This is a genomic window from Virgibacillus ihumii (genome assembly GCF_902726655.1).
GTDB classification, from domain to species: Bacteria; Bacillota; Bacilli; order Bacillales; family Amphibacillaceae; genus Lentibacillus; species Lentibacillus ihumii.
Window position 1 is genome coordinate 2,627,627 of the sequence record NZ_CACVAN010000001.1, and the last position, 18,104, is coordinate 2,645,730.

General features: G+C 41.2%; 15 protein-coding genes and 1 other annotated feature. Of the genes, 6 read left to right on the forward strand and 9 right to left on the reverse strand.

Annotation, left to right across the window (positions count from 1 at the left end; genetic code table 11):
- Positions 1–329: 329 nt before the first annotated feature.
- The 3 genes from HUX68_RS12620 to HUX68_RS12630 all read left to right on the forward strand — a co-directional run bounded on the left by HUX68_RS12620 (position 330) and on the right by HUX68_RS12630 (position 4,143).
- Positions 330–1,449, forward strand: a protein-coding gene (locus HUX68_RS12620) for an IS3 family transposase (RefSeq protein WP_174613712.1) whose coding sequence is annotated in 2 segments (ribosomal slippage) — positions 330–598 and positions 597–1,449 — 1,122 coding nt in all. Because the reading frame shifts where the segments join, the coding sequence is not laid out codon by codon here.
- 363 nt (positions 1,450–1,812) lie between these two features.
- Positions 1,813–2,913 carry a hypothetical protein gene (locus HUX68_RS12625; RefSeq protein WP_174615172.1) on the forward strand — a complete coding sequence of 367 codons (1,101 nt, stop codon included), beginning with the start codon at positions 1,813–1,815 and terminating at the stop codon, positions 2,911–2,913.
- 3 nt (positions 2,914–2,916) lie between these two features.
- Positions 2,917–4,143 carry an amidohydrolase family protein gene (locus tag HUX68_RS12630; RefSeq protein ID WP_174615173.1) on the forward strand — a complete coding sequence of 409 codons (1,227 nt, stop codon included), beginning with the start codon at positions 2,917–2,919 and terminating at the stop codon, positions 4,141–4,143.
- Between the two features lie 86 nt (positions 4,144–4,229).
- On the opposite strand, the gene HUX68_RS12635 is transcribed toward HUX68_RS12630, so the two are convergent.
- The 5 genes from HUX68_RS12635 to HUX68_RS12655 form a co-directional block, all read right to left on the reverse strand.
- On the reverse strand, positions 4,230–5,501 hold the full coding sequence (locus HUX68_RS12635) for a hypothetical protein (RefSeq protein WP_174615174.1): 1,272 nt from the start codon (positions 5,499–5,501) through the stop codon (positions 4,230–4,232).
- A gap of 154 nt (positions 5,502–5,655) precedes the next feature.
- Complete coding sequence (locus tag HUX68_RS12640) at positions 5,656–6,918, reverse strand: glutamate-5-semialdehyde dehydrogenase (protein ID WP_174615175.1); 1,263 nt, start codon at positions 6,916–6,918, stop codon at positions 5,656–5,658.
- Positions 6,915–8,039, reverse strand: a complete 1,125-nt coding sequence (proB, locus tag HUX68_RS12645; RefSeq protein ID WP_174615176.1) for a glutamate 5-kinase — start codon at positions 8,037–8,039, stop codon at positions 6,915–6,917. The genes HUX68_RS12640 and proB overlap by 4 nt, the downstream gene beginning before the upstream one ends.
- Positions 8,040–8,095: 56 nt before the next feature.
- Positions 8,096–8,321, reverse strand: a binding site (T-box leader).
- A 135-nt stretch (positions 8,322–8,456) separates the two neighbouring features.
- Positions 8,457–9,026 carry a choline uptake/conversion transcriptional regulator CudC gene (gene cudC / locus HUX68_RS12650; RefSeq protein WP_174615177.1) on the reverse strand — a complete coding sequence of 190 codons (570 nt, stop codon included), beginning with the start codon at positions 9,024–9,026 and terminating at the stop codon, positions 8,457–8,459.
- Between the two features lie 196 nt (positions 9,027–9,222).
- Complete coding sequence (locus tag HUX68_RS12655) at positions 9,223–10,110, reverse strand: glycine betaine ABC transporter substrate-binding protein (RefSeq protein ID WP_174615178.1); 888 nt, start codon at positions 10,108–10,110, stop codon at positions 9,223–9,225.
- Positions 10,111–10,738: 628 nt separating this feature from the next.
- Between HUX68_RS12655 and betA the strand changes: the two genes are divergently transcribed.
- Positions 10,739–12,460, forward strand: a complete 1,722-nt coding sequence (gene betA / locus HUX68_RS12660) for a choline dehydrogenase (protein WP_174615179.1) — start codon at positions 10,739–10,741, stop codon at positions 12,458–12,460.
- A gap of 162 nt (positions 12,461–12,622) precedes the next feature.
- Here the strand turns inward: betA and rlmH are convergent, their stop codons facing one another.
- Positions 12,623–13,102, reverse strand: a complete 480-nt coding sequence (gene rlmH, locus HUX68_RS12665) for a 23S rRNA (pseudouridine(1915)-N(3))-methyltransferase RlmH (protein WP_174615180.1) — start codon at positions 13,100–13,102, stop codon at positions 12,623–12,625.
- Positions 13,103–13,502: 400 nt separating this feature from the next.
- Between rlmH and HUX68_RS12670 the strand changes: the two genes are divergently transcribed.
- Complete coding sequence (locus HUX68_RS12670) at positions 13,503–14,678, forward strand: site-2 protease family protein (protein ID WP_174615181.1); 1,176 nt, start codon at positions 13,503–13,505, stop codon at positions 14,676–14,678.
- A 101-nt stretch (positions 14,679–14,779) separates the two neighbouring features.
- Here HUX68_RS12670 and HUX68_RS12675 read toward each other — a convergent pair whose 3' ends face one another.
- Positions 14,780–15,469, reverse strand: coding sequence for an LrgB family protein (locus HUX68_RS12675; protein WP_174615182.1), 690 nt, complete (start codon positions 15,467–15,469; stop codon positions 14,780–14,782).
- Positions 15,462–15,833: a CidA/LrgA family protein gene (locus HUX68_RS12680; RefSeq protein WP_246206676.1), complete on the reverse strand. Its 372-nt coding sequence runs from the start codon at positions 15,831–15,833 to the stop codon at positions 15,462–15,464. The genes HUX68_RS12675 and HUX68_RS12680 overlap by 8 nt, the downstream gene beginning before the upstream one ends.
- 172 nt (positions 15,834–16,005) lie before the next feature.
- Here HUX68_RS12680 and HUX68_RS12685 point away from each other — a divergent pair, with 172 nt between their 5' ends.
- The gene (locus HUX68_RS12685) at positions 16,006–16,365 is read left to right on the forward strand and encodes a Lin0512 family protein (RefSeq protein ID WP_174615183.1); all 360 of its coding nucleotides are present in this window, start codon (positions 16,006–16,008) and stop codon (positions 16,363–16,365) included.
- Positions 16,366–16,427: 62 nt separating this feature from the next.
- Here the strand turns inward: HUX68_RS12685 and dacB are convergent, their stop codons facing one another.
- Positions 16,428–17,963 carry a D-alanyl-D-alanine carboxypeptidase/D-alanyl-D-alanine endopeptidase gene (dacB, locus tag HUX68_RS12690; protein ID WP_174615184.1) on the reverse strand — a complete coding sequence of 512 codons (1,536 nt, stop codon included), beginning with the start codon at positions 17,961–17,963 and terminating at the stop codon, positions 16,428–16,430.
- Positions 17,964–18,104: the final 141 nt, after the last annotated feature.

Sequence of the window (18,104 nt, forward strand, 5' to 3'; positions counted from 1 at the left end):
TCCTCTTCATCAAATTCTAGCTCTTTTTAACTGAATAAATCGCACGTCTCGCAACATTAGTTTCCCGATGAATATCCATCACGCTTGTTCCAGATGATTAAACTAAACGCTTCTACAATTCTTTCAAATCGGGTGCTTGCCAAGCAAGATTTTGGCTTCCAGATTCATCCTTGCACAATCAATAATCATTCAAAACATCTCGGTATGTAAACACATTATCATACTACCTTAATCATACATTTGAAACCTATTCAAATCAATGTTCGTTGCATGGTGTATAATGGACCCAAGATTTTAGACACGAAAAAAGGAGATGTTAAGGTAGGTACATGAAACGAAAAAGATACACCCCCGAATTCAAATCTCAAATCGTGTTGGAAATCTTGAAGGAAGAAAAACCAATGAGTCAGATTGCATCGGAACATGGTATACATGTGAACCAGCTGCATAAATGGAAAACGCACTTCCTGCAGGAAATGCCACAGGTGTTTGAGAAGCAAAACAGGGATCAGGAAAAAATCAAAGCAGATTATGAAAAACAGCTGGAAAACCTTTATGCAGAAGTTGGGAAATTGACCACGCAATTGTCGTGGCTCAAAAAAAAATCTGGCATCTACCACGACTAGACGGGAACGCATGGAGATGGTGGAATGGGAAGACGCTGAACTTCCCATCACCCAACAAGCCGAACTGTTGAACTTAAATCGTACCAGTCTTTATTACAAACCGGTTGAGCCTTCACCTGAAGAGGTAGCCATGAAACACCGGATTGATGAGATTTATACGAAATTTCCATATTTCGGATCACGCAAGATTGCTGAAAAATTAAAGGCTGAAGGAGTGAACATCAACCGCAAAAGAGTACAGCGTCACATGCGTGAAATGGGCATTCAAGCAGTTTATCCCGGTCCCAATTTAAGTAAGCGCAATCTGCAGCACCGTGTTTATCCATATCTGCTGAAAGGAATGAATATTACCCGTCCCAATCAAGTCTGGAGCATTGATATTACGTATATTCAATTACAGCATAGCTGGATGTATTTAACAGCTGTTATCGATTGGTATTCCCGTTATATTATCAGTTGGGAATTAGACCAGACACTTGAAATGAGCTTTGTATTGGATACTGTTAAGCGTGCATTAACCATAGAAACACCTGAGATATTCAATAGTGATCAGGGCAGTCACTTTACCAGTCCAAAGTATATTAATCTCTTAAAAGACCATCCATCCGTACAAATCAGTATGGACAGTAAAGGTCGCGCATTGGATAACATCATGATAGAACGTTTTTGGCGAAGCCTCAAGTATGAAGAAGTCTATTTAAAAGATTATGGCACGCCAAGAGAAGCAAGACTAAATATTCGCGACTATATGGGGCTTTATAACTGTGACCGCCCGCATCAGTCATTAGGTTATAAAACACCAGCATCCATTTATTTTCAGTAGGTCATTGCCCCTCCATCTTGGAACGATTATCTTTCCTATGCCAGAACCCGTCAAGGGAAAGTACGCCCTTGACAGAACCTGGCACAGGAAAGGCGTGGTCTACAAGATGGGAAGGGACACAACTAATGACCCCACCTTATTTTTATAAAATTAGTGTCTTGACAATGGGGTCCACTTTAGTGAAGCAATACTTAATTTTGAAAATCGCCCCGAAATACATTATTAGAACCACGGGACAATTCTCATGCCTCCTGAACAGAAATGTAAAAAACAACAACATTCACCCCCCCACATAGGCATACACACATTTCACCCATGAACATAGCCTATACCAAACGTCTAAACGTATGGGAGGTATGCTCCATGGTTGATGAAGAAAAAAGTGATTCAGAAGTTCCTCAGAATCGTTCGAAGTGGCATCTTTATGAAATAATTGGTGTTTCCATTGTTATCATCTCACTTGTACTGCTTTTCCTAGCGCCTGACTCACTTTCTAAGCTTTTTGATACCATTATCAAAGAGGTAAAACCAGTTGTTGTGGATACCTTTTTAACGAGTGAAGTCGGAATTGCTGTCATTGTCAGTGTAATTGTGGGACGTGTATTGGAGCGCCTTGGCTTTACGGATGGGTTAATCCGGCTCATTGTGCCGATTTTGCAATTGTTCAAGGTGAATCCGGCCGTTGTTATTCCGAGTGCTTATAATATTCTTGGCGATATCAACGCGGCTGGTAAAATTGCGGGTCCTATCCTTGTGAAAGCAAAGGCTACGAAAGCCGAGCAAAAGATAGCGGTGGCGACTATGATTCAATCACCACAATCATTCGCAACTTTTGTATTAGGGCTCATTGCTTTATCCGTTTTTGGGATAAATGCCTTTCCACTCATTATTTTAGCCATTTTCGCACCTTTAATTGTTGTACCTTTCCTTTTATCTAAAACCATTTACCGCGATACGAAAAAAGTCACCCTTCATGAATTACCACGATTTACACCAAAAACGACATTTTTAAATACCATCTTTTCCTCTGCTAAAGAAGGAACAAGTTTACTATTGTTAGTGATTATCCCAGCTGTCACTGTCGTATTTATTTTAATCGGAATTCTGAAATTCTCTGGGGTTTGGGCCCCGATTGAAGGAAGCATGGCAACCATCTTTACTATGCTTAGCATTGAACCTGACACAGGAATTGTCTCCTTTCTGGTCGCGCCAACATTAGCGGTAGCACAAATGGCTGAACTGGCAACTACTATTGATCCGGCATTAATTGTCGGTGGCTTTGTCCTGGCAAACTCCGGCCTGCCAATCTACGTCATTGTTGGGCAAACACCTGCAATCTGGGCGGAGGCGTCTGACCTGCATGAAAAAGAAGTCATTTACGCCGCTTTGGTCGGAATGGTAATCCGAATTGCGACTGCATGTTTACTTGGGTATTTCCTAACTCCTTTCTTGGTGGGGGCTTAATTAATGGATAATGTATATGTCATTCGTGCAGGAAAATTAGTAACCGTAAGCAGTCTAGGTACCATTTATGATGGGGCAATGATGGTTAGGGATGGTATTATTGAGGCGGTTGGGGATTGGGATACACTCCATCAACAATTCCCTTCTCTTCGTGTCATTGATTATTCCGATCTGGTGGTCACACCGTCTTTGGTCGATTGTCATACACATCTTTTGGAATTCGCGCCGGGTTCTCTTTACCCGATTACAGCTGAAACGCATTTTATGGCAGGCAAAGCACTACTGTTACACGCCTTAACCTCCGGCATAACCGCACTTGGTGAACAGGTATGTGGGCATCCCAAGAGCGCTTTTTCGATTAACGATTATCGGAATGCAGTAAAAGATTTTCCAATGGATATGACGTTTGCCGCAACGAGTATCTCAATTGGGTTTAACGAATTAGCCCACTTCACATCGATCACCGGTGCAAAAAGTGTCAGGCAATCGGATTTATCCAATCCACAGCTGGTAAAGGATATGGCAAGCAGGAATGATTACCCGGGTGAGAATTTATTTGTTAATGCAACACCAGCAAACTTTACAGCAATTGATGTACCACGGGCAGGGGAAATCATCTACACCCTTGACGAACTAAAAGAAATAGTCAGGATTTTCCACCAACAAGGGAAGGAAATCGGTGTGCATGTTGCCGGTGAAGAAGCAATTGATATGACACTGGATGCGGGTGTTGACGTTCTGCATCATGCACATGGTATTACGGAAGAACAAATTGCAAAAGCGAAATTACAAGGCACAAAAATCGTCGCAACTCCAATGGGCGGAACACATTCGGAACCGAATTCACCAGAAAATATAGTGAAGTTAGTTGAGAATAATATCGATGTCTCCATCGCAACCGACGCCTATTTACCACCTTACCCCGAAGTCGATTGGCTGCCATTTAAAACACAAGCATTACGAGGACCGGATGTTTTCATGCTGATTGCCCAACCCGGAATGAAACGATTACAAGCAAACGGATATGATGAAAATCAAACACTAGCATTGTTGACGGCAAACCCAGCTACTATTTTAAGAAAAGGGGATCAGTTTGGAAAGTTACAAAAAGGCATGGATGCTAACTTTTTAGTAGCAGACGGCATCCCTGGATTAGAGGTCACGAATGTAGAGAGTATTCAGCGAGTTTATTTTCGTGGGAAGCTTGTTGTTGATCGGATATTTGGATAGATTGGTTTATAAAGCACTGGGACGGTTCGGCCGCTTAAATATGAAGCAAAAGCTCCGTCCCCATGCTTTTCTAAAAATTTTACGTTTCAACTAGGTGATTCTAGTTTGTAGATTGCTGAGATATTTCCACCTGTATCATAATCAATTTTTAAATCAACTGATTCATTTAAAAAGTTTGTATCTTTTTTTAAATTGTCCTTGCTTTGTTTAAAATTAATTATCTCCTGTTTCATTTTTTCTCGTAAATAGTCTAACTGTTTATTTAATTCTTTTTTTCTTTTTTCAATATATTCCGCTCGTTTTAGCCTAATATTGAATTTCACACCTATAGAATCGATCTTTTCATTGAAATACTTCATAAACCTACTTTCAATTTTTATTAATTCATTTAAATAATGTTCAACATCGGATATTCGATTTTCATTAGATGATAAAATGGGGGTTATTTCTAATTTTAAATTTAAACACACATTTAATACTTCTAAAAAACCAAGACATAAATGCATAGTTTGCTCATATCTATTACTTATATCTTTTAGGGAATCAACTTGTATATCTGCTTTATAAATGGTCTTCATTTCTACATTATTTACTTCATTTAAAATATCCCTAATATTGCTGAACAGCATATGAATTTCATTATAAGTCTGATGGGTTATATTCTCCACTCTATTATAATGGACCGATTGAAATTTTGAGTTCTCTTGGACCTCAGACAATATGGTTCTTAGATACCTAAGACTACCCTCTATCTTCCCTATTTTTTCATAACTTAAATGTTTCAATAACATATTTACTTTACTGTCAATCTTTGTTAGTTGTTTATTTATACTTTCTAAATGTTCCTGAGCGGTAATAACTGTCATTGCACCTAATGCAACATTTGCAAGTTGGGTTGGGTTTAATTTCTTTGCATCTTTTAATTCTATCCAACCTTGACCACGAATTTTGTTGTTACCATCTACTGCGAGTGGTCTAAACTCATTTAAGGAATTTCCCTTTTTCATAACTTTTAGTTCGCCAGATTTTATCTTATTAATCACATCATTTTTAAAATGGATTATTATTTCTTTATCTTTTTGTACTATTTCTTTTGCCTGTGGAGTTAAACTTATAATATTATTAATTTGTTCATTTAAACCATCAGTTATCTTAATCGAAGTTGAAGGTTTGTACTCTTGAATATTGCCAGTATTAGCACTCCATATTTCCCATAGCTGTTCATCATTATATGATTTTCTTTTATCGTCAAAAATGGATACTTCCTTTGAATTAAAATTTTTATTCTTGAAGTACATCCAAATTAGTACACTCATAGCTAATATTAGTCCTATCAGCAAGAATACTTTTGCTTCCATGAAAGACCTCCGATGAGATAAGCATGTTATTTAAATACAATTATACCACACACATACCTTCTTCTATGAGCCACTCGAATGAGAAAGGATTAATTGCCTTAAAAATTACTTTCCCCAATAGCTACATATTTTTAATGGGATGCAGGGGGTATCCCTACTTCACCTGCCCACTCCCCCTAACAACATACTTACTCGACGTCAATGCTTCCAACCCCATTGGCCCACGGGCATGAAGCTTCTGCGTACTAATCCCAATTTCAGCACCAAATCCAAATTCAAATCCATCCGTAAAACGGGTTGACGCATTGTGATAGACAGCTGCAGCGTCAATCTCTGTGAAAAATTGTTCCACATTTTCCGTTGAGGCGGAAACAATCGCCTCAGAATGTTTGGTTCCATATTGATTAATGTGTTGAATAGCTTCGTCAGTGTTTTCAACAACCTTTAATGCAACTTCCAGCCCTAAATATTCAGTACCATAATCTTCTTCAGTTGCCGGAGTGATATCTGCTCCTGACTGTTGTACTGTTTCATCTCCATAAATTTGTACTTCTTTTTCCTGCAGCGCCGTTATTAAATCGGCTATATGATTGGATGCCCAATCACGCTGTACGAGAATGTTTTCACAGGCATTGCATACGGACGGACGTTGTGTTTTGGAATTAATGGCAATATCAATCGCCATCTTTGGATCGGCTGTTTCATCAATATAAACATGACCATTGCCTGCACCGGTTTCCAATACGGGAACGGTAGCGTTTTTAACCACTGTCTGAATCAATTTTTCACCGCCGCGCGGGATTAGAACATCGAGATATTCATTCAATTTGAACATTTTGGATGTTGTTTCCCGCCTTGTGTCTTCCAGCAGTTGTACAGACTCCACCGGCAGATCACTTGATTCAAGCGCATGGCGGATAACGTTGACAATAGCTTTATTGGAGTTGATCGCCGTTGAACTTCCACGGAGCAAGACGGCATTTCCTGTTTTCAAACAAAGGCTGGAAGCGTCAACCGTAACATTTGGTCTTGCCTCATAAATCATTCCAACTACTCCAAGCGGAACGCGGATTTGCGTGATATTAAGCCCATTTGGACGTTCCCAGTTCTCTAACACTTCCCCGATTGGATCATTAAGTTTTGTCAACTGAATAAGGGCATCTGCCATATCCTGTATGCGTGCCTCATTCAGCTTTAGGCGGTCAAGCAGCGAGTCGCTCATTCCATTTTCTTTTCCGGCCAGTAAATCTTTATTATTTTCTTCTAAAATAAATGCCTGTTCGTTGATCAGTTGTTCTGAAATGGCGTGAAGTGCGTTGTTTTTCTGCTTTGCCGTCGCTTTTGCCAATTTGGAAGAAGCTGTTTTTGCTTTTGCAGACTTTTGAACTAACTCACTTTTCTGCATGATTTCGGTCATACTTCATTCTCCTTTCGTTTTTTACTCACCCAATTGTCCCTGTGAATCACAACGCGTTGATTGCTGTTTATTTTTATCATCGCTTCTGTACTAGACAGTCCTCTAATATCCGAAAGTTGATCTGAAGAAAAATTCACTTTGCCACGCCCGATAATATCCCCATTAATGTTGACGACCCTTACGACATCATCAGCCTGGAATGTTCCTGAGATGTTTGTTACGCCAGCAGGAAGCAGACTTTTTCCATATTCCAAAATAGCAGCTGCAGCACCCTGGTCCACTTCAATTTTCCCATTGGGAATGGAATGGAGCGCGAGCCACTGCTTGGACGTGTTCATACTGGGGATGGAGGTGTCGCCGATATAGGTTCCATCCCCTTTTCCGGCAAGGACATCAACAAATTTTTCTTCACCGGTGGGAAATCCGATAAACACTTTCACACCTACATTCAACGATGTTTGCGCTGCCTCCAATTTTGATTTCATGCCGCCGGTACCCACCTTTGTACCAGTTCCGGCTGCGTGACGAATTAATTCGTCATCAATGTCATGAAGGAAATCATACCTTTTTGCATCTGGATATGTTTGTGGATTTTGATCGTAGATGCCATTGATGTCGGTGAGGATCATTAAAAAGTCTGCATGAACGAGACCACTCACCAGGGCCGACAACATGTCATTATCGCCGAACGTTAATTCGTCCACTGCCACGGAATCATTTTCATTAATAATCGGCAGTACATTACGTTTTAAAAGCTCGGATAATGCAGCATTGGCATTGTTATATTGATCTTTATGCAGGAAATTTTCTCTGGTTAACATTAATTGTGCTGCGACAATGCCGTGTCGTTTAAATTCTTCCGTATAACCTTTTATCAACAATCCCTGACCTACTGCTGCAACGGCCTGCTTGCTGGCAATTGTTTTAGGGCGTGAAGGATAACCGAGATCAGCGAAGCCAGCTGCAACCGCTCCGGATGAAATGAGAATTACCTCATGCCCAAGCTGCTTTAAACGGGCAATTGCCGTTACATGCTCACGTAATTTCGCATCACTCAATCCGCCCTTTTTCGTAGTCAGGGAACTGCTGCCTATCTTGACCACAATTCGCTGTTTTTTCATAAGTTCATTCACCTCCCCATTTTTTGCAGAAATTAAAAAAAGCCCTTCCATCCTATAAAAAGGACGGAAGCGCATTGTCTCCGTGGTACCACCTTCATTGATACTGGAATGAATTCCAGTATCCGCTCAAGAACCCCTTAACGCAGGAAATCGGTCAGGTTTTTTGCCCAACAGCTCAAGGGACAGGTTCAATAGCATTGCAGGTTGTAAAATCTTTCAGCCGATGAATTTTACTCTCTTTCACCTGAGGACTATTTACTGATTCCCGATCATTACTATCATTGTATAAAATTGCATATATATGTTTATTTATAAATTAGCAACATTATGAACCATATTTAACTTTATGTCAATAGGGGGACGAAGGGACAGGTTCCTTGTCCCAGTTAACGCAAAAATGGGACAAGGAGCCTGTCCCTATGTCCCATCATCCAACGGTATATAATCATATATTTCACCGGATTTCGTGAGTTTGGTAAGCTTCTCCAGCCAATGATAATATACCATGGCATCCTCAAGTTGCTGATAATCCAGCATAGCTCTTTCCCGTAATGTTTCATCTGTTTCACTATCTTCAATTACCTCATTGAGTTGTTCCTGCGTCTTCCGGATACTGACTTGAAACATTTCCACTTCACGTTCCCATTTCATACCAAAAAAATGAGAGAAATAATTGAAGAAATTTTTTTCAGCTACGAATGAATCTTTTCTTGAGCCCTTCTGCCACACCTTTTGAACGATATTGATATCCTGAAGTTTTCTGACAGATGTACTCATGCTTGGTTTGCTCATCGCGAGTGCATCCTTCATTTCATCCAGGGTAATTGGCTGGTGTCTGAAATACATCATCCCGTACAGACGTCCCACCGAGGGGGTAACACCATAAAGATCCATTGTTTCTGCAATCGTATTAACCATCAAACGTTCAGCCTGCTCAATTTTATCTTTTGTTTTTTCATACTTTACATTGTCTTGATTCTCTTTCATTGCGGCACCTCTTTAGATACTCATTGTTAAATTCATTCATAATTAATTAAACATTTCTTCTATCTTATAATGAAAATTACGGATATGCAACTTAAATTCCGGAACAGTGAAAACTTCTTAAGCGGTAATATCAAAATATCCTTATTTATAGAAAAGGGACGATCTCATGCAGAGACTCGTCCCTTTTCCCTTTCGTTTACTTTGTCCATTTTTTAACCAGATCCTGGTTTTCTTTTACCCATTGTTTAGCACCTTTAAGAGGATTGTCTTCATGCTTTTTAACACTGAGCATTAGGTCACCAAGCTGCTTGTCGTTCAATTTAAAGTTTTTCAGCCATTTACTGACTTTTTCATAGTCGGAGGCAAATCCTTCGCGGGTTGCCATGTAAATTTTTTCTACTCCGCCATAGGTTTTCTTCGGGTCATCCAAAAACTTCAAGTCCACTTCAGCAAACACATAATGTGGTTTCCACAGCGGTGCAACGATAGGTTCTTTATCTGCTACCGCTTCCTTAATGGATGTAACCATTGCTGCTGTACTGCTCTCTATCAAATTATAATCAAGACCATATTCTTTGATAACGTCTTCCGTTACCAGCATTGTTCCTGCCCCGGGTTCAAAACCAACTATTTCGCCATTGAATTTCTTCTTGTTTTCCTTCAAATCTTTAATGCTGTTTATATCTTCCATATACGTTGGAACGACCAGTCCGACTTTCCCATTAGAATACCACGGGTCTTCGAAGAAATTAGCATCGTCTTTATACTCTTCATAATAACTCTTATCCTGCACCGGCAGCCAAATTTCCGGTGCCACATCGAGTTCTCCTTGAGCTAATGCGGACATCTGCGGCCCCATCTCAATAAGTTTTAACTCCACGTCATAACCCTTATCTTCCAAAATTGCCTTCCACAGATTGGTAACTGCAATATTTTCAGGCCAGTTAATCTGTCCAAACGTGATTGTTCCTTTACTTTCACTTGAACTGTCCGAACCATCACTTCCACTATTTGAACCGCAAGCTGCCAATACAACCAGCAAAACGGCTAATAAAATTAATTGACTTACTTTGCGAAAACTCATTAAATGACATACACCTTTCTGATTTTGGTTTTGGCAAATATCTATTAAAGAGTAAACACACCTTTGCCAAGCATGCTATTAACTAATTATATTTATTGAATCGTGAATTCCGTCCTCCTTTGTTAAATGAAATAAATTCATTTAATATTTTTTTAACATTAACTCTATATAATAGAATAACGTAAGATAGTTTTTTGTCAAACTTGATAATTTATTTCATCTTTTTTCACGGATTGTGTTAACAGCGGTACAGGGATTTTATATTTTTTCAGCGTTTGACAAATACAAACGCTGATTGCATAATTGTATTAACAATATTAAATTTAAATTTAACAAATTTAACATACCTAGTAAAAATAATAACAAAATACCAATAACTCGGTGACGTATTCGAGATTTACAAGTTCAATAATTAATGTTATATTTATTTTGTTTCATTTGTTAAAAATATATTTAACAAACTTAAAATAAGAGAAGAGGAAATTGATTGCTGGATTGCTGGATTGCTGGATTCCCCAAGCAAATGAAAGAAAATCCTGCCAATTAATTTCAGCAAGATAGAAGTTTTTGATGAATGTTTTTCAAATTCCTTGTATTTTCATTTAACAATCTTGAGGAGGTTTTACAGATGAATCAAACATACGACTATGTAATTGTGGGCGGTGGCAGTGCAGGTTCTGTACTTGGTAACCGTCTAAGTATTGATAAGAATAAAAGTGTTCTTGTTCTGGAAGCGGGGCGCAGTGATTATTTTTGGGATTTGTTTATTCAAATGCCGGCAGCTTTGATGTTCCCTTCAGGCAATCGTTTCTATGACTGGATTTATTCCACGGATGAAGAACCTTATATGAATGGGCGGCGTGTTGCGCATGCCCGGGGGAAAGTGCTTGGCGGATCAAGTTCCATCAACGGCATGATTTATCAGCGCGGGAACCCGATGGACTATGATCGCTGGGGATCTGATCCGGGTATGGAAAGCTGGGACTATGCCCACTGTCTTCCATATTTTAAACGACTGGAAACAACCTTTGGAGCAGACTCATCTGATGAACACCGCGGACACCATGGTCCGGTAAAATTAAAACGCGGACCTGCAACAAATCCGTTATTTCAAGCGTTTTTCGATGCAGCAGTTGAGGCTGGTTACTCGAGAACACCAGATGTAAATGGCTTTCGTCAAGAAGGGTTTGGCCCGTTTGACAGCCATGTACACAACGGCAGACGTGTTTCCGCTTCACGCGCATATTTGCGTCCTGTCATGCAACGCAAAAACCTTACAGTAGAGACACGTGCTCATGTTACGAATATAAATTTTGATGGTACGCAAGCTACGGGGTTAACATACCAAAAAAATGGAAAAACCTATCATGTTAATGCGGGCGAAGTAGTCCTTGCCGGTGGTGCATTCAATACGCCACAGCTGCTTCAATTGTCAGGTGTAGGAGATGCTGACCATTTGCGCTCACTTGGCATTGATCCGATTGTTGACCTGCCTGGTGTAGGTGAAAACCTTGAAGATCATCTTGAAGTATATATTCAGCACGCCTGCCCGCAGCCGGTTTCGGAACAACCCAGCTTAAATAAAGCAAAAATGCCTTGGATCGGCTTGCAATGGCTGCTTGGACGTACTGGCCCGGCAGCATCGAACCATTTTGAAGGCGGCGGATTCGTCCGTTCGAATGACGAAGTGGATTATCCGAATCTAATGTTTCATTTTCTGCCGCTTGCGGTTCGGTATGATGGACAAAAAGCGGATACAGCGCATGGATTTCAAGTACACGTTGGACCGATGTACTCCAACTCCCGCGGCAGCCTGAAAATTAAGTCCCGTGATCCGTTTGAGTATCCAAGCATTGTATTTAACTATCTGTCTACCGAAAAGGATCGCCAGGAATGGATTGAGGCAATACGCGTTTCACGGAATATTTTGTCCCAGTCGGCGCTGGCACCTTACAGTACAGGTGAAATTTCACCTGGTCCTTCCGTTCAAACGGACGAAGAAATTCTGGAGTGGGTAGCGAAGGACGCGGAAACAGCACTCCACCCATCCTGCACAGCAAAAATGGGTCCAGCATCTGATCCGATGGCAGTCGTAGATCCGGAGACGATGAAGGTTCACGGTCTGGATAATGTACGGGTAGTCGATGCATCCGCCATGCCGCATACAACAAATGGAAATATCCATGCACCAGTGTTGATGCTCGCGGAAAAAGCAGCAGACATCATCCGGGGACAAAAACCAATGAAGCCTGAGTATAAAGATTTTTACCGTCATGGCGTTCACGAAGCAGACGCAGGAACGGTAAAGCGGGACGGAGGGACAGGCTCCCTGTCCCAGCTGAATCAATAATGGCGCCAAAAAGCTTGTCTCTTTTTCAAAAAATAACCATCCCTGCAGTGTTAGCAGGGATGGTTATTTATATAATATTATTTTAAAAGCGATTATCGCACAGTCCAACCAGCATCAACTGTTATCACTTCACCATTAACAAAAAGTAGTTTTTCCTTACCATTATTTATGATACGGTTCATTCCTATTAATACGATAACTCCGATAAACCTGCTCCAACAACACCAGCCGCATAACCTGATGCGGAAACGTCATCTTGGAAAACGACAGCGCTAAATCACTGCGATGCTGCACTTCCTCACTAATCCCAAGCGATCCGCCAATCACAAACGCTACCTTACTCTTTCCATACGTAGCCAAATCGTTCATTTTGGCAGCAAGCTGCTCCGAACTGAGCATCTTCCCTTCGATCTCCAACGTAATAGCATATGTATCCTGCCCGATATTGCTGAGAATCCGCTCACCTTCCTTATGCTTCACCTCCTGCATTTCCGCCTCGCTCATGTTCTCTGGCGCTTTTTCATCAGCGACTTCTATAATTTGAACTTTTGCATAGGTGCTGAGCCGTTTTAGGTACTCCTGAATCCCTTGTTTTAAATATTTTTCCTTCAATTTACCGACTGCGATAATTTTGATGTTCATGTTTTGGCCTCCGCTTCGTCAATGCTTTTATTGGATTGGGGTTGGGGCGGTCCTTGGGGAGGTTCGCATGAATTGGGGTGGTTGTCGCGCGATATTGTGCCGATGTTGCGCGATTTTTATACTGTTGACTCGCGTATTGTTGGATTTATTGTATCACAATCAGAAGACAATCTGGTCAAAGCGTGTCAGTCAATGAGTAAACCGACTGCTCATCTATCATTTTTCAGTTTTTGCGTTGCTTGTACCTAACCATATTGTTGCAGAAAATAATAAATTGATAACAATTTATTTTCTAACATATAATCATAGCGAGGCAGCCGCGAATCCTGCGCGAAAGACCCGGTTAATATGATAAAATAAATCAAAATCGAAAGTGTGTTACATAGGAGGTAAAGCATATATGGCAACAAATGCAAGACACAGGTCAAACAAAGGCTTGTGGGGATGGATCATTGCAATCGGTTTGTTCCTTCTGGCAAAAGGGAAATGGGTGCTTGCCCTGTTTAAGATCGGAAAGTTTGCGACGCTTGCTTCGATGTTTGTTTCATTGGGCGGGTATGCATTAATTTTTGGCTGGAAATTCGCTTTTGCCATCGTCTACCTCATTTTTGTCCACGAAATGGGACATCTCGTCGCAGCAAAACTTAAGAAAATCCCGACCAGTCCCGCCATTTTCATTCCATTTATGGGCGCAGCCATCGGGATTGATCCGAAAAAAATAAAAGATGCCGAGACAGAATTTTTTGTAGCATATGGCGGCCCATTAGCAGGATTAATTTCCATCCTTCCTGCAATCGGATTGTACCTGGTCACACAAGACCCATACTGGGGACTGATTATACAGCTTGGCGCACTAATAAATCTGTTTAACCTTTTTCCGGTTTCCCCGCTTGACGGAGGTCGCATTGTTACCGTTCTGTCAACGAAAATATGGTTCATCGGACTGCTGGCTATGATTCCAATTATCTTCCTGTCACCGGATCCGATTATTATTCTGATTTTCATTTTTGGTATTTTCACCTGGTGGGACCGGTTCAAGGACAATGCAAAAGTGGAAATTATGAACTATGAAGAAAGTGTTTTGACAAAAGTTAATGAAGAGATGAAACACATTGCTGCATCTGAACCGAATCTTTGCAATTCGGAAGTTCAGGGTTCAGCGAATATTATTTCCCTGAAAAACAAACTCAGCTATCGGTTAAATGAAATTAACGAATACCTTTCAGCAGATTCTGGATCCGCTCTCCCTGTCATTCAGGAAAAGAAGCGGAATCACCTTAAAAAGCTCAGCAAAGAAAAAGAGATATTATCTATCATGTTAAACAAACTGAAAAGTTATGAACTATCATTTTATGAAAACATCCCAATCAACACAGACCTAAATCACGCAATCAAGGAAAACGAAAAGAAACTAACAAAAATCCGTGCAGAAATTAACCGGGCAAAGACCTATTATAAAACATCTGCAGGAACAAAAATTCGTGCATTAATCCTTTACCTAGGCCTAGCCGTTATATTGGCACTACTGCTTGTTTACGGAATGGGAATACTGGAGTCTAGTCAGCTTATTCAGTAGAATCGGGACAGAGGGAATCGGGACAGAGGGACAGGTTGCTCGTCCCAAATGAATCAAGTGGGACAAGGAACCTGTCCCTCCGTCCCACAGTATACCTATAATCACAACAAAACCACCATCAACCCAGGCGTTACAACCGACACAATCACCGCACTCGAAACCATGGCAACTGTGCTGACGGATCCCTCCGTCTGGCTGTTTTCCATGATGGTGGCGGTTCCGATGGCATGGGAGGCACTGCCGATGCCGACCCCGCGGCCGAGGTAATGGTTGAGCCGAAACAGCTTAAAGATACTTTTATGAAACAGGACACCACCGATTCCCGCAATCATAACGAAAACAGCGGTCAGGGACGTATTGCCTCCTGCCGAACTGGAAACAGCCATGGCGACAGGGGTTGTTACAGATTTCGGCATGACCGAGTGGATAATTAACGCATCAAATCCTGCCGCTTTGGCAAGCCAAATACCGCTGGATACACCAACCACCGCACCAATAAAGGTTCCAGTTAAAATCGGCATGAATACAGATTTCAGAATGTCACGCTGCTTATAAAGCGGGTAGGCAAGCGCAACAACAGCCGGACCAAGCAGCTCATCAATCCATTTCCCGCCTACCATGTAAGTTTCATAGGAAGTTTGAAAAAGAACAAGCACGATAATGATGGCTACAGTGGATGTTAAGACAGGGACGCTGAACGTGTGCTGGATTTTTTTATGTAATGTAAATGCAGTGATATAAATGATACATGTACCAATGATGGCACTGGCTGCAATTATAATGTCAATCATGGTTCCATTCCTTTCTCTTTATCATCCACTGGCTGATAAAGCCTGCGCTGCCCATGACAAGGATAGTACTGACAAGCACGATAAAAATCAGCAGAACGCCTTTTCCCTCAAATACATCGTAATACTCCATAATACCGACTGTTGCCGGAATGAAAAACAAGGTCAGGTGACGCACAAAAAAGGATGCTCCTTCTTCAATCCAGCGAACGTTCATAAGATTTGTCTGCAATGCGATAAACAATAGGATCAGTCCGATTACACTGCCGGGGACGAACAGGTTCATGACAACCTGAATCCATTCGCCGAACTTGTAAATTCCATATAAAACTGCAATTTGCAGGGTAAGTTTGATAGATTTTTGCACGTGAAAACACTTCTTTCTGCGCTGTCGTTAAAATACTATCATAGTTTTTCCGGACGGCTTTGAAAAGTATTTCGCTTGTTTGGGGAAGTATTGACTAATATCTCTGGTTGTTTATGCTTTTTCCTTAACGGGAAGTAGATTTATACGACAATCCAAAAAGGAGTGTTACCTGATGAAGCAGATTCTCTTCATACAGACTGGAACCGGCATGGATGTACATGGTCAGAATGTAACAAAAGCGTCTGTCCGTGCCGTGGAAGACGCCATTTATCAGAATTCGATGCCGGGAATTGAAAAGAGTTTACCCGATCAGAAACTTGAAAATATGAAAATAAATGTCCGGCTTGCAGTTCCGCTCGACCGTTCAGAACTGGACACAGACAAGGTTAAAGAAGTCCTGCCATACGGAACGGTAACGGTTGATGTTACGGATGGCGGCATGGCGACTTCAAGTGGTATTATTCTAGAGGACAAGGACGACGAAAACGATTTAATGTATATTGTGAATGCAGCTGTTGAAGTCGGTTATTAAGTAGCAAACAGGGAGTGAAAATCCATACTGGTTCTTCACTCCCTGTTTTCGTTTGGGAAGATTTAATTTCCATTAAATTCATGCTTCGCAAGTACCGTTGCAATTTTATCTTCAACTGCAGTTATGTTGGACGATGACCCAAGATAGTTATTGACCAGGATAGAGAATATTAATTTCTGTCCATCACTGGTCGCTACATACCCGGAAAGTGTGGACATGCCTGTCAGAGAACCTGTCTTCGCCCTGACATTTCCTTTTGCCGGTTCCTCGGTCATCCGGTAGCGCAGTGTCCCGCCAACGAATCGTTCGGACATACCAGCGACAGGCAGTGACTTTTTAAATGCAGGAAACCAGCTTTCATCCTGAATTGCATACAGCAATTGGGAAATCTCATTGGCCGGAATCATATTTTTATGAGACATACCTGATCCGTCACGAAGCCGGAGGGTATCAGCGTTCACCCCAAACGTTGCAACAGTCTCCTCAATCACTTGCAGCCCTTTATCCCAGCTCCCTTCTCCCTTAAGTACCTTGCCCATTTCTTTTGTCAAAATCTCGGCATGCCCATTGTTGCTTAATTTCATGAACGGAATGTACAAATCTTTCAAAGGCATTGATTTTCTTGAAACAAGAACAGTGGCATCTTCAGGCGTGATGCCCCTCTTTACTTTCGAATTGCCGACAAGTCTAATCCCATGTTCCTCAAGGGATTTTTTGAATACATCCAGCGCATAACCGGTCGGCTCCCATACCGAAACCCACGATCTTGATCTGGAACCATCAAGCGGGATGGTACCTTTAATTACGATGTCGTTCGAACCATGTTCACGCTTAATCGAAATATCTTTTGATTCATCCCCTGCAACGGTTTGGGCTTTATTTACAATTGTTACATAATCTGTTTGCGGGGTTATTTTCACTTCAGGACTTTCACCCGTTTCTGTGGCAGGGTAAACTTCTACAATAACCGTTCCCGCATCATAATCCTCATTTGGTGACAGTGATAATGCCGAAACTTGTGCACCCGTATAGAAAGGTTCATCCGACCAGTTCAAATCCTGCGATAACCTGACATCATCATACCAGCTGTCATCGGCAATCAGGTTTCCGTGAATATTCCGGATTCCCTTTTTCTTCAATTTCTTTGCAAACTGATCCAAGTCTTCTTTCATCAAAGTAGGATCGCCTTTTCCTTTCAAATACAAGTTTCCTTGCAATGTCCTGCCTTTAATTTTTCCATCTGTTAATACTTCGGTTGTAAACCGGTAATCTGGCCCGAGCGTCGCAAACGCTGCCGCTCCGGTAAGTAATTTCATGTTGGAGGCAGGGTGCAGCCGTTTATCACCCGAACGTTCGAATAATACTTCACCTGTATCCGCATTTCGAATACTCACGCCCGTTGTGGTTCCATCCAAATGTTCATTTTGCAGGATTTCTTCAATTTTGTCTTCAAGTTGGACAGATTTTGCTGAGGCAATTTGTGTGGAGTCTTCGGATGTTGTGAAAAATGGTGCTTTTCCTCCGTACATGAATGCTGTGGTAACCATCAGCACGAGAACGAGGAAGATGGAAGCTTTTTTTATAAAACTTCTCTGCATAAGCAAATTCACATCCTTTATTACATTTATTAATCGTGGTAGTAAAACGTATATGTATGTGTGGTGCAGAATCGTCAGGGTGTTGCGTTTGTCGCTATGGAGTGATGTCAGGTACTGGACATTTTATGAAGATAAGCAACT